This is a genomic window from Nonomuraea sp. NPDC050547 (assembly GCF_044457345.1).
Classification (GTDB): domain Bacteria; phylum Actinomycetota; class Actinomycetes; order Streptosporangiales; family Streptosporangiaceae; genus Nonomuraea.
This window is the reverse complement of record NZ_JBITGW010000034.1, coordinates 8008-22572: the sequence shown is the minus strand read 5'-3', so window position 1 is coordinate 22572 and position 14565 is coordinate 8008. Positions and strand designations below refer to the sequence as shown.

At 72.6% G+C, this 14565-nt stretch carries 15 protein-coding genes; 10 read left to right on the top strand and 5 right to left on the bottom strand.

Going from position 1 to position 14565, the window contains the following annotated elements:
* Positions 1-245 precede the first annotated feature (245 nt).
* Genes ACIBHY_RS52060 through rbsK form a run of 9 tightly spaced genes read left to right on the top strand, consistent with a single transcriptional unit; the run spans position 246 to position 9722 of the window.
* Positions 246-1373, top strand: coding sequence for a LacI family DNA-binding transcriptional regulator (locus tag ACIBHY_RS52060; protein WP_397310728.1), 1128 nt, complete (start codon positions 246-248; stop codon positions 1371-1373).
* Positions 1370-2284, top strand: coding sequence for a carbohydrate ABC transporter permease (locus ACIBHY_RS52055; RefSeq protein ID WP_397310727.1), 915 nt, complete (start codon positions 1370-1372; stop codon positions 2282-2284). The genes ACIBHY_RS52060 and ACIBHY_RS52055 overlap by 4 nt, the downstream gene beginning before the upstream one ends.
* A complete protein-coding gene (locus ACIBHY_RS52050; RefSeq protein ID WP_379617157.1) occupies positions 2281-3099 on the top strand; it encodes a carbohydrate ABC transporter permease in 819 nt (272 codons plus the stop codon). Before ACIBHY_RS52055 ends, ACIBHY_RS52050 begins: the two co-directional genes overlap by 4 nt.
* A gap of 9 nt (positions 3100-3108) precedes the next feature.
* Positions 3109-4425, top strand: coding sequence for an ABC transporter substrate-binding protein (locus ACIBHY_RS52045; protein WP_397310726.1), 1317 nt, complete (start codon positions 3109-3111; stop codon positions 4423-4425).
* A complete protein-coding gene (locus ACIBHY_RS52040; RefSeq protein WP_397243577.1) occupies positions 4422-5387 on the top strand; it encodes an ADP-ribosylglycohydrolase family protein in 966 nt (321 codons plus the stop codon). The genes ACIBHY_RS52045 and ACIBHY_RS52040 overlap by 4 nt, the downstream gene beginning before the upstream one ends.
* 6 nt (positions 5388-5393) lie before the next feature.
* Positions 5394-6362 (top strand): ADP-ribosylglycohydrolase family protein, encoded by a 969-nt coding sequence (locus ACIBHY_RS52035; protein WP_397310725.1) that lies wholly within the window; start codon positions 5394-5396, stop codon positions 6360-6362.
* The gene (locus ACIBHY_RS52030; RefSeq protein ID WP_397310724.1) at positions 6359-7498 is read left to right on the top strand and encodes an ADP-ribosylglycohydrolase family protein; all 1140 of its coding nucleotides are present in this window, start codon (positions 6359-6361) and stop codon (positions 7496-7498) included. The genes ACIBHY_RS52035 and ACIBHY_RS52030 overlap by 4 nt, the downstream gene beginning before the upstream one ends.
* On the top strand, positions 7495-8838 hold the full coding sequence (locus ACIBHY_RS52025) for an ADP-ribosylglycohydrolase family protein (RefSeq protein ID WP_397310723.1): 1344 nt from the start codon (positions 7495-7497) through the stop codon (positions 8836-8838). Before ACIBHY_RS52030 ends, ACIBHY_RS52025 begins: the two co-directional genes overlap by 4 nt.
* Entirely contained in the window at positions 8835-9722 is an 888-nt protein-coding gene (gene rbsK / locus ACIBHY_RS52020) for a ribokinase (protein WP_397243585.1), read from the top strand. The genes ACIBHY_RS52025 and rbsK overlap by 4 nt, the downstream gene beginning before the upstream one ends.
* Before the next feature lie 6 nt (positions 9723-9728).
* Here the strand turns inward: rbsK and ACIBHY_RS52015 are convergent, their stop codons facing one another.
* Both ACIBHY_RS52015 and pyrF read right to left on the bottom strand, forming a co-directional pair.
* Entirely contained in the window at positions 9729-10502 is a 774-nt protein-coding gene (locus ACIBHY_RS52015) for an alpha/beta fold hydrolase (protein WP_397310753.1), read from the bottom strand.
* 120 nt (positions 10503-10622) lie between these two features.
* A complete protein-coding gene (gene pyrF, locus ACIBHY_RS52010; protein ID WP_397243587.1) occupies positions 10623-11429 on the bottom strand; it encodes an orotidine-5'-phosphate decarboxylase in 807 nt (268 codons plus the stop codon).
* A gap of 134 nt (positions 11430-11563) precedes the next feature.
* On the opposite strand from pyrF, the gene ACIBHY_RS52005 reads away from it, so the two are divergent.
* Complete coding sequence (locus ACIBHY_RS52005; RefSeq protein WP_397310722.1) at positions 11564-12034, top strand: DUF2283 domain-containing protein; 471 nt, start codon at positions 11564-11566, stop codon at positions 12032-12034.
* 10 nt (positions 12035-12044) lie between these two features.
* On the opposite strand, the gene ACIBHY_RS52000 is transcribed toward ACIBHY_RS52005, so the two are convergent.
* The 3 genes from ACIBHY_RS52000 to ACIBHY_RS51990 all read right to left on the bottom strand — a co-directional run bounded on the left by ACIBHY_RS52000 (position 12045) and on the right by ACIBHY_RS51990 (position 14420).
* A complete protein-coding gene (locus tag ACIBHY_RS52000) occupies positions 12045-13106 on the bottom strand; it encodes an alpha/beta hydrolase (protein WP_397243591.1) in 1062 nt (353 codons plus the stop codon).
* Positions 13107-13124: 18 nt separating this feature from the next.
* Positions 13125-13517 (bottom strand): hypothetical protein, encoded by a 393-nt coding sequence (locus tag ACIBHY_RS51995; RefSeq protein WP_397310721.1) that lies wholly within the window; start codon positions 13515-13517, stop codon positions 13125-13127.
* A gap of 108 nt (positions 13518-13625) precedes the next feature.
* Positions 13626-14420 (bottom strand): Cof-type HAD-IIB family hydrolase, encoded by a 795-nt coding sequence (locus tag ACIBHY_RS51990; protein ID WP_397310720.1) that lies wholly within the window; start codon positions 14418-14420, stop codon positions 13626-13628.
* Between the last annotated feature and the right edge of the window lie 145 nt (positions 14421-14565).

Here is a 14565-nt window from a genome sequence, read left to right as displayed (position 1 = left end):
GTGCTCCGAGGCGTGCCCCTGTGCCCGGAGGGTGGCGGACGTCGGGTGGTTGCGGTGGTGGTGCGGGTGGGTTACGGAAAGTCGGGTTGGGCTACTGGTGGGGTGACAAAGGGTCAAATAGGGGATGACCTGGTGTTATTCTATCGTGACTTGACCCCAAGGTTACGGACGGGTTTCATGAGGCCAACTCAGTAAACGTTTACAGATGGCTTTCTGTCACCGTTTACCCCCATGGAAGGAAAGCCTTGGCCGACGGACCCACGATCAACACGATCGCCGAGCGTGCGGGCGTCTCGATCGCCTCCGTCTCGCGGGTCCTGAACGGCCTGCCGACCCGCCAGGAAACCATCCGCAAGGTCCTGGCCGCCGCCGAGGAACTCGGGTACGTGCGCAACGCCGTGGCCCGCAGCCTCAAGTCGCGGCGCACCAACCAGGTCGCCTTCGCCATGGCCGACATCGGCAACCCGGTCTACCTGGCCATGGTCCGCCAGATCCAGCCGGTGCTCAAGGCGGCCGGCTACCGGCTCGTACTCCACTCCACCGACGCCATCGCCGCCGACGAGATCGACGTGCTGCACAGCCTCGGCGAGCGCTACGTCGACGGCCTCATCATGAGCCCCCTGCGCGTCACGGACGCGCACCTGGAGACGCTCAAGGCCGCCCGCGCCCCCGTCGTGATCATCGGTTCGGCTCCGGACGGCACCCGGGTCGACAACGTACGCGCCGACTCGCGCACCGGCGTCCGGCTCGCGCTCGACCACCTGCACGCGCTCGGCCGCCGCCGGATCGCGCTGGTCAACGGGCCTCTCGACACCGTGCCCGGCGCGTCCCGCGGGGCCGCGTACACGGAGGCGCTGGAGGAGCTCGGCCTGCCGTACGACGAAGGGCTGGTCGAGATCGGCGACTTCTACCGGGCGGACGGCGCGCGGGCGGTGGCCGCGCTGCTGGCCCGGCGGCCCGACCTCGACGCGCTCATGTGCGCCAACGACCTCATCGCGCTCGGCGCGCTCGACGTGCTGCGCGCCGTGGGGCGGCGGGTGCCCGAGGACGTGGCCGTGGTCGGCATGGACGACACCGAACTGGCCGCCGCCTCCTACCCGTCGCTGACCAGCGTCTCGCTGGGCTCGGCCGAACGTGGCAAGGCCGCCGTCGAACTGCTGCTCGACCGGCTGCAGCGCGGCGACCGCGAGCCGCGCCTGGTGACGGTGCCGCCGCGCCTCGTGGTGCGCGCCTCGACCTCGGGTGAGGAGCCCGCGCTGCCGTACGACCTCACGACCAATACGCCGTACGACCTCACGACCCAACCACCGGGAGCCCTGGCGGGGGCGGTTCCCGGCGACAAGAGCTCGGCACACGAGGGAGGCGCCGGATGACGGCGACCGCGACCAGACCGGCGCCACCCCGACCGCGCTCGCGGCGCGGCGGTGGCGGCACGCGCCGCAACCGCGAGATGTGGGTGCTGATGTTGCCGGCGCTGGTGCCGGTCCTGCTGTTCAGCGTGGGACCGCTGCTGTACGGCGTGGGCCTGGCCTTCACCGACGCCCGCGCCACCAGGAACCGGGACATCAGCTTTACCGGTCTGGAAAACGTTTACGAACTGTTCGGCGACGCCGACTTCTGGTCCTCGTTCAAGATCGGCCTGATCTGGTCGGTGTCGGTGACGGTGCTGCAGTTCCTGGCCGCGCTCGGCCTGGCGCTGCTGCTCAACCAGAACCTCAGGTTCAGGGGCGTGGCCAGGGTGCTGGCCGTGGTGCCCTGGGCGATGCCGCCCGTGGTCATCGGCCTCATGTGGAAGCTCGTCTACCACCCCGACGCCGGAATCCTCAACAGCATGCTCGGCACGGACGTCAACTGGCTGGCCGACTTCTCGCTCGCGCTGCCCGCGATCATCGTGGTCGGCGTCTGGACGGGCATGCCGCAGACGACGGTGGTGCTGCTGGCGGGCCTGCAGAGCGTGCCGAAGGAGCTGTACGAGGCGGTCGAGGTCGACGGCGCCGGCCGCTGGCGGCGCTTCTGGAACATCACGCTCCCGCAGCTGCGCCCGGTCATCGTGGCCATCACCTCGCTCGACTTCGTGTGGAACATCAACCAGTTCGGCCTGGTCTACGTGCTCACGGCCGGTGGACCGGGCGGTCAGACAAGGCTGCCGATGCTGTTCGCCTACGAGGAGGCGTTCCGCTACCGCTTCTTCGGCTACGCCTCCATGCTCGGCGTCGCGTTCGCGATCGTCGTGCTCGCGGTGCTCGGCCTGTACCTGTGGCGTCAGATGAAGGAGGCCAAGTGAAGCGCCTGCCGAGCTACGCGGCCCTGCTCGCCTACATCGTCTTCCTGGCCTTCCCGCTGGTCTGGCTGCTGTCGACGGCGCTGAAGACGCCGCAGGAGATGGCCCAGCTGGACCCCACGTGGATCCCGCGCGAGCCGACGCTGACCAACTTCTCCGACGCCTTCGGCGAGCAGGACCTGACCGGCGCCGCCCTGCGCAGCCTGGTCGTCGCGGTCTTCAGCAGCTTCATCACCGTGCTGATCTCGCTGCCCGCGGCGTACGCCATGGCCCGCTACCGCAGCCTGGTCAACCGGGTGGCGATCGGGTGGGTGCTGGTCAGTCAGGTCTTCCCGTTCATCCTGATCATCATCCCGCTGTTCATGGTGCTGCGTGAGCTGGAGCTGGTGAACACGCTGCCCGGCCTGGTGGTCGTGCACGTGACGTTCACGCTGCCGTTCGCGCTGTGGATGCTCCAGGGATACGTGCGGGCGGTGCCTCCGGAGCTGGAGGAGGCCGCGTCCGTGGACGGCGCCGGCCGCCTGCGCGCGCTGGTCAGCGTCGTCGCCCCGCTGCTCGCCCCCGGTGTGGTGGCGACCTTGCTCTTCTCGTTCATCTCCTCATGGAACGAGTTTCTGTTCGCGCTCGTGATCCTTCAGGACCCCGACGTGATGACCCTTCCGCTGACGCTGGTGCGCTTCACCGGCCCGGAGGGGGTGGCCAGGCTCGGACCGCTGGCCGCGGCGTCGCTCATGGCGACGATCCCGAGCCTGATCTTCTTCGCAATCATTCAGCGGCGATTGAGGTCCGGCCTGATGGCCGGCGCCGTCAAGGGCTAGGAGGCTCATATGCGAATCAAGTCCGCTCTGGCGGCAGCGGCGCTCGTCGCTGTGGCCGCGGCCGGCTGCGGAAGCGGCGGCAGCGGCGACAAGGGCGAGGCGGCCAAGCCCGGCGAGCCGGTCAAGCTGAACTTCCTCAGCCTCGCCTGGCAGAAGGAGTCCCTCGCGGCGAACAAGGAACTCGTCGAGGAGTGGAACAAGGCCAACCCCACCATCCAGGTCACCTACGTCCAGGGCAGCTGGGACAACGTCAACGACCAGCTCGTGACCCAGTTCGCCGGCGGCACCGCCCCCGACGTCATCCACAACGACTCCCCGGCGCTGTCGGGCTTCGCCGCCGACGGCTACCTGCTCGACCTCAAGGACAAGATCCCGGCCGAGCTGAAGAGCGACATCCCGCAGGCCTCGTGGGACACCACGACGTTCGACGACGGCAAGGGCAACCAGGGCGTGTACGGCGTGCCGTTCCTGCAGGAGTCGCAGGTCATCATCGCCAACAAGAAGCTCCTCGACGAGGCCAAGGTGCGCATCCCCACCGCGGACAGCCCGTGGACGTGGGAGGAGTTCTCCGAGGCGGCCAAGAAGATGACCAAGGGCGGCAACTTCGGCGTCGCCTGGCCGATGAAGTCCCCGGTCAACAAGACGCTGAACCTGGCGCTCAACTTCGGCGGCAAGTTCTTCGAGACCGGAGCCGACGGCAAGACCACCGTCAAGGTCGGCCCCGAGGAGCGCGAGGTGCTCCAGCGCATCCACGACCAGCTCTGGAAGGACAAGTCGGCCGACCCGGCGGCGCTCGGGCAGGGCACCGCCGACCCGCTCCCGGCCTTCTACAAGGGCAAGTTCGCGCTGCTGCCGGTCGGCGTCTACCTGCGCCAGCAGGTCGTCGAGCAGGCGCCGGAAGGCTTCGAGTGGGTGACGCTTCCCGGCCCGAAGGGCACCACGACCGAGCAGGGCGCCGTCTCCCAGACGCTCTCGGTCGCCCAGGACAGCAAGAACCCGGACGCGGCGCTGAAGTTCATCTCGTTCTTCCTCAACGGCAAGAACCAGGCCAAGCTCGCCAAGGGCGACTGGCTGCTGCCCACCTCGCAGGCCGCCGCCGCCGACCCGTCCATGACCACGAAGGAGAACGGCTGGGACGTGGCGACCGCGTCCGGCAAGAGCCTCGTGGTGGCGCCCTTCCTCAAGGTGAAGGGCTTCGACGAGTGGAAGAGCAAGGTGGCCACGCCGGTGCTCCAGCAGTACTTCGCCAACAAGATCAGCCTCGACGAGGCGGTGAACAAGCTGGTCACCGACGGCAACTCCGTGCTGGAGCGGTACCAGAAGTGAACCATCGCGACAGGGCCCGCGGGTGTCTGCTCGGCCTCGCGGCCGGGGACGCCCTCGGGGCCCCTGCGGAGAACATGACCCCCGAGCAGATCACCGCCCGGTGGGGCCGCCTCACGGAGATCGAGGGCGGCGGCACCGACGACACCGAGTACGCCGTCTTCGCCGCATCCCTGCTGCTGCGCCACGGGCACGCGCTCACCCCGGCCGACGTGGCCGCCGCCTACCGCTCCGAGATCATCCCGCTGGTGACCGGGCCGATGCGCGGGGCGGGGTTCTCCGAGCTGGGAACGGTGCAGGCGCTGCGGCGCGGGCTCGAACCGCCGCTGACCGGCCGCGTGCACGCGCACGGCTGGTCGGACGGGCTGGCCATGCGGGCGGCGCCGTACGGGATCTTCTGCCCGGGAGATCCCGCCGAGGCGGCGCGGCTGGTCGAGCAGGACGGGCTGGTGAGCGGCGACGGCGAGGGCATACTCGGCGGCCGCGCGGTCGCCGGCGCGGTGGCCGCGGCGATGGCGGGCGCGCGGCCGCGGGAGGTCGCGGACGCCGCGCTCGCGGTGATCCCCGCCGACTCGTGGACGGCGCGCGCGATCGTGCGGGTTCGCGACGTGCTGGGCGACCTGTCCGGTACGGCCGGCGACCTCGGTCCCCGGCTGCACGAAGCCGTCGTGGTCCGGCACTACCCCTGGACCGACGTCGCCCCGGAGGCCGTCGCCCTGGCGCTGGCCGCGTTCCTGGCCGGCGAGGGCGACGTCGAGGCCTCGGTGACGTTCGGCGTCGGCCTGGGCAGGGACGCCGACACGATCGGCGCCATCGCCGGCGCCATGTCCGGCGCCTTCCAGGGCGAGGCGGGCGTGCCCAGGCGATGGGCCGAGCGCATCGGGCCCGCCACCGGGAAATGCCTGCCCGTCGTGAAGGGCAGACACGTGCTTGACGTCGCCGACGAACTGGCGAAAGGACGCTGAACATCGATGTCGGGGGACAGGATCAGGGGAGCCTTCATCGGGCTCGCCGTGGGGGACGCCGCCGGGTGGCCCGCCGCGCGCCACAGGTCGGCGCTGCACGCGCCGTGGAGCAGGCGGCTGCACCGCGAGCTCGACCTCTTCGCCGAGGAGCACCGGATCACGACGCTGCCGGTGCCGTTCGCGCTGAACCAGCCGACCGCGCCGCTGGCGCTCGGCCCGTCGGACGACGCCGAATGGCTGGCGTGGACCGTTCTCACGCTGCGCCGCCCGCGGGCCGAGGCGTTTCGCGAACTGGCCGGCCGGGACGACGTCCGGGCCCGGATCTCGGTGGCGAGCGCGCTGGACAACCTGGCCAAGGGCGTCGAACCGCCCGCCAGCGGCCACGACAACCCGCACTTCTTCGACGACGCCGCCGCGATCAGGGCGGTGGCCTTCGGCGCGGCCGGGCTCGACCCGGCCGAGGACGCCCGGGTGACCAACGCCGGTGACGGCGTTCTCGGCGCCCAGGCGGTCGCGGCGGCGATCGAGGCCGCCGTCGGCGGCGCGCCGGTCGCGGAGGCGGTCGAGGCGGCGCTGGCCGTCCTGCCGGAGGACACCGCGATCGGGTACAACGCGCGGCTGGCCGTACAGGCGGGCAGGAAGGCGGGCGAGGCGTTCGGCGCCGTGCCCGCGCTGGACGCGGCGCTGCTCGACCACGTCTACAGCTACGCGGTCGGTGCGGCGCAGACCGTGCCGATCGCGCTCGCGCTGGCCGAGGCGTCGGGCGGCGCCGTTGGACCGGCCGTGTCCGCGGCGGCGTGCCTGGCCGCCACCGCGGACTCCGCGCCCGCGCTCGCGGGCGCGATCACCGGCGCGTGCGGGGGGTACGGCGCGATCCCGGAGGGGTGGATCGCGCCGGTTCGCACGCTCGCCGGTTGCTGCTTGCCAGAACTGGCGGGCAGGGATCTCCTGGAACTCACGGAAGGACTGACATGACGCCGCTTGAGGACAAAGCCACTGGCTGCGTGGCGGGGGCCGCGGTGGGTGACGCTCTGGGCGGCGCCACGGAAGGCTGGACTCCCGAGCAGATCACCACACGGTACGGCGGGCCGGTCGAGGGCATCGTGCCGCCGTACAACGAGGACTGGCGCAACGCCCGCCCGATCGCCCCGTACCACAAGGGCGACGGCCACATCACCGACGACACCCTGATGACGCACGCGCTGATCCGCGTGTACGAGAAGGCCGGCCGCCACCTCGACGCGTACGCGATGGCCGAGCACTTCGTGCCGGAGCTGATGGGCGAGCGCGTGTGGATCCCCGAGCTGGAGGCCGAGGCGCTGCCGCTGCAGCGGATCTTCCTGGCCGAGAAGTGGATCGTGGCCCGCCTGCACTACGGCCACGCCGACCCGCGCGAGGCCGGTGTGGGCAACATCGTGAACTGCGGCGCCGCCATGTACGTCGCCCCGGTCGGCGTCGTCAACGCCGGCGACCCGGACGCCGCCTACGCCGAGGCGATCGACCTGACCGGCGCCCACCAGTCCAGCTACGGCCGCGAGGCGGCCGGCGTCATGGCCGCCGCGGTCGCCGAGGCCATGCGGCCGGGCGCCACCGTGGACAGCGTGATCGCCACCTCGATCCGCCTGGCCAAGGACGGCACCCGCGCCGCCATCGAGGCCGTGTGCGGCGCCGCGGTGGATCTCGGGCACTGGGACGGCTCGTTCGAGAAGCTGCGCGCCGCCATGCGGCCCTACGACACCGTCGCCGACACCTACCGCGACCAGGGACTCGGGGCGCGCCGGCCGAGCCGGGTGCACAGCATCGAGGAGCTGCCGCTGGCGCTGGCCTTCCTGGTGATCGCCAAGGGCGACTTCAGGGAGACCGTGCTCGGCGGAGTGAACTACGGGCGCGACGCCGACTCGATCGCCTCCATGGGCGGGGCGATCGCGGGCGCGCTCGGCGGGCTCGACGGCGTCCCCGCCGCGTGGGTCGAGGCGGTCGGCACGGCCAGCCGTACCGACATCGTGACGCCGGGCCGGGCGATCGCCCGGGTCGCCACCGGCATCCACACCGCCGACCTGGCCCGCAGGCGCGCCCACGAGGACGCCTTCGCCGAGCTGGCGGGCGAATGATCCGCCTCACCTGGGTACAGCCGGAGGACCTGATCGGGCACGAGCTCCGGCAGGCGGAGGAGGACGGGCGGGCCGCCGCCCACCCCGCCCAGCTCACCCGCATCACCGGTGAGTGGCACGCGGCGGGCGGGCACGACGCCCCGCCGCGCGCCGGCGCCTCCGAGCCTCGGGCGGCGCGGCTGCGCGGGCTGGCCGGCGACCTGATGGACCAGCTCGCCGCGCTCACCTCGCCGCTGGAGGAGCCCGGCGAGCTGACCGACATCATCGCCGCCTGCCCCGCCTGGCCCGCACCGCGGCCCGCCGAACCCGACCCGGCGCGCCTGCTGGCCGCCTGGCAGGGACGGGCCGCCGGGTGCGTGCTCGGCAAGCCGGTGGAGAAGATCCCGCGCGCGGGCATCAGGGAGATCGCCGAGGCCACCGGGAACTGGCCGATCCGGGGCTGGTTCACCGCGAAGGGCCTGCCCGCCGAGGTGGCCGGGCGGTGGCCGTGGAACCGGCGCAGCGCCGTCAACTCGCTGGCCGAGAACATCGACGGCGTCCCCGAGGACGACGACCTCAACTACCCGCTGCTCGCGCTCACCGTCCTGGAACGGCACGGCCACGGGTTCACCACCGACGATGTCGCCAAGCTGTGGCTGGACGAGCTGCCCGCCGGCCGTACCTTCACCGCCGAACGCGTCGCCTACCGCAACCTGCTCGACGGCCTGGAACCACCGGACACCGCCGCCCACCGCAACCCGTTCCGCGAGTGGATCGGCGCCTTCATCAGGGCCGACGTCTACGGATGGGTGAATCCGGGCGACCCGGCGATGGCCGCGATCCACGCCTACCGCGACGCCCGCCTGACCCACACCGCCAACGGGCTCTACGGCGCGATGTTCGTCGCCGCCATGTGCGCCCGCGCCCTGGTGAGCGCGGACGCCGAGGACGTCGTGGAGACGGGCCTGTCCGTCGTGCCCGCGCGCTCCCGCCTGCATCACGCGGTACGGCGGGCCGTCGAGTCGGCCCGCGCGGCCGGCGACTTCGAGCAGGTCGTGGACGGCCTGTACGAGCGCCACGGCGGCCTGCACTGGGTGCACACGATCAACAACGCCGCCCTGACCGCCGCCGCCCTGGTCCACAGCCGTGGCGACTTCACCCGGGCCATCGCCGGGGCCGTCGCCGGCGGCTGGGACACGGACTCGGCCGGCGCCACCGTCGGCTCGATCGCCGGCGCGCTGGCCGGCCGGGTACCCGAGCAGTGGCTCATGCGCGACCGCCTGTCCACCAGCCTCACCGGCTTCGACGGAGTGGGGCTGGCAGAGCTGGCCCGCCGAACGCAGGAGATGATGAAGGCATGATCTCGGTCTTCGGTAGTGCGAACATGGACCTGGTCGCGTATGTGGCGCAGGCTCCCAAAACCGGGGAGACCGTCACCGGGCGCGCCTTTCGTACGGTCCCCGGTGGTAAGGGGGCCAACCAGGCCATCGCCGCGGCGCGTGCGGGTGGCCGGGTGGCGTTCCTGGGGGCGGTGGGCGACGACGGGTTCGGGGCCGAGATGCGGGCCACGCTCGCCGAGGCCGGGGTGGATGTCAGGGGGCTGCGGCAGGTGCCCGGCTCCAGCGGCATCGCGCACATCGTGGTCGACGACGACGGGGGCAACTCGATCATCGTGGTTCCCGGCGCCAACGGCGCCGTCGGCGGGCCCTCGGGCGACGACCTTGCCGTGATCGCCGGGTCGCGGGCGTTGCTGCTGCAGCTCGAACTGCCCATGGAGGCGGTGATCGGGGCCGCCCAGGCGGCTCAGGTGTCCGGCGCGCCGGTCGTCCTCACCCCGGCGCCCGCGCGGCCGCTGCCGGACGAGCTCCTGGACGCCGTCACCCTGATCGTCCCGAACGAGCACGAGGCCGCCGCCATCACCGGCGCCTCCGGGGCGGAAGAGGCGCTCGACGCGCTTCTGAAGCGGGTGCCCGAGGCGGTGATCACGCTGGGGGCGGCCGGCGCGCTGTACGGTTCGCGCTCGGGCGAGCGGCTGCGGGTGGCGGCGGTGCCGGTGAAGGCGGTGGACACCACGGCGGCGGGGGACACGTTCGTGGGTGCGCTGGCGGTGGCCCGGGGGGAGGGGCTGGCTCCGGCCGAGGCGTTGCGGTTCGCGTCGGCGGCGGCCGCTCTGTCGGTGCAGCGGGAAGGGGCCAGTACCTCGATGCCGGCCCGTGCCGAGATCGACGCCTTTCTGCGCGGCTGAATCCCTTCAGGGGCGGGGGGAGCGGGTCGGGAGGCCGGCGGCGATCCAGGCCGACACCTCCTCGACGAGGCCGGGGTCCACGGGCTTGGCGTACTGCCTGCCGTACGTGCTCTGTGAGGCGGGGCCGGGGTCGCGGCGCAGCAGGTGCGTGAGGTCGGGCAGGCGGCGGACCTCGGCGGGGCCCGGGACCACCGAGGCGAGTACGTCGAGGTCGTCGGGGCTGACCTGCACGTCCTTGGCCCCCGTGACGGCCGGCAGGGGCACGCGGACCTCGGCGAGGTCCTTCTTGGGGTCGTAGGTGAGGAACTCGCGCATCGACCGCGCCGGGACCTTGAAGCCGTAGAGCCGCGCCACGTCGCCCTTCGTGGCCTTGATCCTGGCCGTCAGCTTCGCTGCCACGCCGCGCATCGTGCGCCGCCCGAGCAGCAGCGCGATGAGCCGCATCGGCCATGACAGGCCCTCGGCGTCCTTGAGTCCGGCGAACCACAGGAGCGTCTCCTCGCCGGTCATGGTGTGGCCGGAGATCATCACCACGGCCGCGGCGCCTTCGTGCGCGCCGAGCGCCGCGGCGTGCAGTGCGCCCTCGCTGTAGCCGATGGCGCCGACGGCGCCGATCTCCGGGAGTTCGGCGAGCTGGCGCAGGGCCGCGGCGGCGTCGGCGCGGTGCTGGTAGATGCCGGTCGCCTGCCAGTCGCCCGGGGTCGCGCCGACGCCGCGGCGGTCGTAGCGGTAGGAGGCGACGCCCTTGGCGGCCAGCGCGGCCGCGAGTGGCCCGCCCAGTTCGATGCGGCCCTTGCCGAGGGCCGCCCTGGTTCCCCACCTGGGGAACGAGCCGGCGCCCGGACGGCGCCGCTACCTCATCAGCCCGATCCAGTTTCCGCTGGAGGACTGAGGAGCCCGTCAGGAGGCCAGGTGGTGGGCGCAGTCGTCGCGGTAGCGCAGGGTGATCTCGCGGATGCGGGCCGGGTTCTCGGTCACCGCGCGGGACACCGAGGGGATGACGGCCTGCCGTACCCCGGCGAACAGGCGCGCGAGGTCGGACGGAGAGGCGCCCTGGGCGCCCAGGCCCGGTGCGAGGATGGGGCCGTTCAGCCGGGAGAGGTCGAAGCCGGGGTCGGCGACCGTGGCGCCGACCACCACGCCGATCGAGCCCAGCGGGGTCGCGCCCTGGTTCAGGCCGGAGACCGCGTCGAAGATCTGGCCGGCCACGAGCGACTGCAGCCGCTCGGCCTGCGGGTTGGAGGTGCGGGCCAGGATGAACAGGCCGGCGTCGTTGGTGTGGGCCTGGCGGATCGCGGGGGCCAGGGAGGCCAGGCCCAGGTACGGGCTGACCGTCAGGGCGTCGGCGGCCAGGGGGCTGCCGGGGTCGAGATACGCCTCGGCGTACGCGATCATGGTGGACTCCACGTCGCCCCGCTTCGCGTCCAGGATGACCAGCGGGCCTGCGGCGCGCAGGTCGCGGACCGTGCGCTCCAGCACCGCCACCCCGCGGCTGCCCCAGCGCTCGTAGAAGGCCGACTGCGGCTTGACCACGGCCGCGACGTCGGAGATCTCCTCCACGACCGTGCGGCTGAACTTCTCCAGGCCCGCGGGTGAGTCGTCCAGGCCCCAGGCGAGCAGTTGCGCGGGGCTCGGGTCGATGCCGACGCACAGAGGTCCGTATTTATCCAGTCTGGAGCGCAGGCGCGCCCCGAACGTCTCTTCCATCACAGTGACCCCCCTTACGCGCCGCAGCCTAACCGGTTCGTGGCGCGGGCAGAACGGAATAGACGACCACGGTATGAGTCGGGGGGTAGGGCCCCGGCCGGATGCGGGGGCCCGCTCGTGGGTAGGTCGCAGGCATGTACGAGATCGCCAGCCGGACCCTCACCCTGCGCACCATGCCGCCCAGGGAGGTGACGATCACGGTCGGCCTGCCGTACGAGGAGCCGACGGGGGAGTGGTCGTGCCCCTACCGGATCGACGGCCTGGACGGATGGGAACACGAGCGCAAGGTCACCGAGGCGGACGCGGTGAAGGTCGTGGAGATGGTGCTCGGGGTCCTGCGCACGGCGGTGGCCAACTCGCCGGAGGGCCGCGAGGGCCTGCTGTCCTGGGACGAGGAACCGTCCGGCCCGAGGACCGTCTACCTGAGGCTGGACCAGGAGGTCAACGCGGCCTACATCGCGATGAAGCGGGAGATCGCCCCGGGCGAGGCGGTACGGCAGGCGGTCGCGGACGACGTGGTCCTCGACTTCGGCGAGTCGGGCGAACTGCTGGGCGTCGAACTCCTGAACGCCGACACCGCCCTGCCCTCCGAGATGCGCGCCTGACGCCCCGGTCTCAGCGGAGTGCGTTGGCCATGGCCACGGCGGTGGTGCGCCAGATGGGGGTGGCGGGGTCGATCACCGCGAAGTGGTCGCCGGACATCTCCAGGTACGTGAGGTCGTCGCCGGACTCCTTGGCGGCTCTGGCATAGCGGCGGCTGAAGTCGACCAGGTCCAGATCGTCGCCCGAGCCTTGGACCACCAGCTGGCGTACCTTCAGGGGGAGCCTGGCCAGGGGGCTGGCCTGGCCGTACACCTGGGTGTCCGGCCCCAGGGCGGAGGCCACCGCGCCCGAGCTCAGCCACCGGCGCCCGGCCTCCACGACGTCCAGGACGCCCGCCAGGGAGACGGCCAGCGCCACCCTCGCGCCGTCGGCCGCCGCGCGCAGTGCCAGCTGGGCGCCGGCGGAGTGCCCGGCCACCGCCACCCGGCCCAGGTCCAGGGCCGGTTCCGCGGCGCCGGCCAGGGCGCCGACGCCCGCCGCCACGTCCGCGGTCGTGGCCTGCCAGCCGTGGAGGTCGGGGCGGCGGTACTCCAGGTTCCACACCGCGAACCCGCGCCCGACCAGGTCGGCGGCGAGCGGCTCCATGAGGTCGGCGGCCCAGATCGAACGCCAGTAGCCCCCGTGCACCAGCACGATCACCGCAAGCCCGCCGGAGGACGCGACGGCGGCGGGCGGGAGGTAGAGGTCGGCCCACTGGTCGGGGTGGGGGCCGTAGGGGACGCGGCGGGCGCTGTGGCGAGTGCGGTGCACGGCGTGCCTGATCGCCCACGCCAGGCCGTCCACGCCGCGTCCGTGCAGGTGGCGGGCGTCCTTGCCGGGACTCACCCGGTCGTCGCGCGTGAGGTCCAGCCAGACGACCGGGCCCACCGGCTCGCTCATGAGGGCCCGCGCCGCCGGATCCGGTCCGGGGATGATCACCGGGATGCCGCCGTCGGGGCGCAGTTCGCCGACGGTGCGGGCGTACCTGATGTGCCCCTTCACCCCCAAGGCCGCGAACTCGCGCTCGGCGACCTCCGACAGAAGGGTGGGATCGGCGACGACCCCCGGCCCCACGACCACGCGCACGTCACTCACGAGTCCGACAGTACTTGTTCACATACGCGACATGCGAGGGCTGAACGCCCATACCGCCAGCCACACGCTGAGCCCGAAAATCGCCAGCGCCAGCGGCACGTGCACCGCCGTGGCCCCCGACCCGCCGGTCATCGACTGCGCGAACCCCAGCAGCAGGATCGCCACCCCCACCAGCGCCGGCCAGCCCGCGCCGCGTCCCGGCTTCCACGCGAGTACCCCGGTGATCGCCACCAGCAGCCCCGCGACGTGCACGGCGCCCGCGCCCATGCCGTGGGCGGCGGTACCGGCGCCGCTGAGCAGCTGGCCGGCCGTGACCCCCTGGGCCAGGACCGCGAGAGCGTTGAGCACGATGGCGGCCTTGAAGGCGGTCCTGAGCCCGCCGCGCTCCTTGACGACCTGCTGGGTGACCACGGGGTTCTCCTTCGATCTCGGCTGAGGCCACCAGACTCGCGGGTCCCGCGCCGCCGGGCATCCGCCCGGTGTCGCGATCGTCCGTACTACAGATGGGGTACGCGGGGCTCAGCCGTACAGGCGTTCCAGGACGGCGGCGACACCGTCCTCGTCGTTGGACAGGGTGCGGCGCTCGATCGATTCCAGGAGGAGGGGGTGGGCGTTGCCCATCGCGTAGCCGTGGCCGGCGTAGGCGAGGACGGCCAGGTCGTTCGGCATGTCGCCGAAGGCCACCACGTCGGCGGCGTCCACACCGCGGGCCCTGCACACGCGGGCCAGGGCGGCCGCCTTGTCGACGCCGGTGGCGCTGATCTCCAGCAGGCTCCGGCCGCCGGAGTGGGTGATGGTGACCTGGTCCCGCACCGCGGCCGCGGCCAGGCTCGCCAGCTCGTCCACCGGATGACCGGCCGCCCAGGCCAGCAGCTTGGCCACCGGCTCGCCCGCGTCGCAGACAGAGGGGACGTCGCGGTAGAAGTCAAGCTCTTCGGGGATACGCCGGGAGTAGCCGGGTTCGCACAGGACGTTGTGCCCCGTCTCCGCGGCGAACACGATGCCCGGCACACTCTCCGCCAGCGCCGCCATGATCTTGCGGAGGATGGCCGGGTCGAGGTCGACGCGTTCGGTGACGGTACGGCCGGCCAGGTCGTAGACGATCGCGCCATTGCTGCAGACCGCCGTCCCCGCCACCCCGGCCACGGCCGCCACCCGCTCCGCGCCGCGCGGCGGGCGGGCGGTCACGAACACGATCTCGGCACCGGCCCGCTCGGCCAGGCGCAGGGCCGCTCGGGTGCGGGGGGTGAGGGAGCCGGTGGAGTCCAGGAGGGTGCCGTCAAGGTCGGTGGCCACGAGGCGAGGAGGAGTCACCCACCCAAGTATCACCAACCCACCCAAACCCCACCCAACCGACCCATCAACCCCCAAGCCCCCAAGCCCCCAAGCCCCCAAGCCCCCAAGCCCCCAAGCCCCCAAGCCCCCAAGCCCCCAAGCCCCCAAGCCCCCAAGCCCCCAA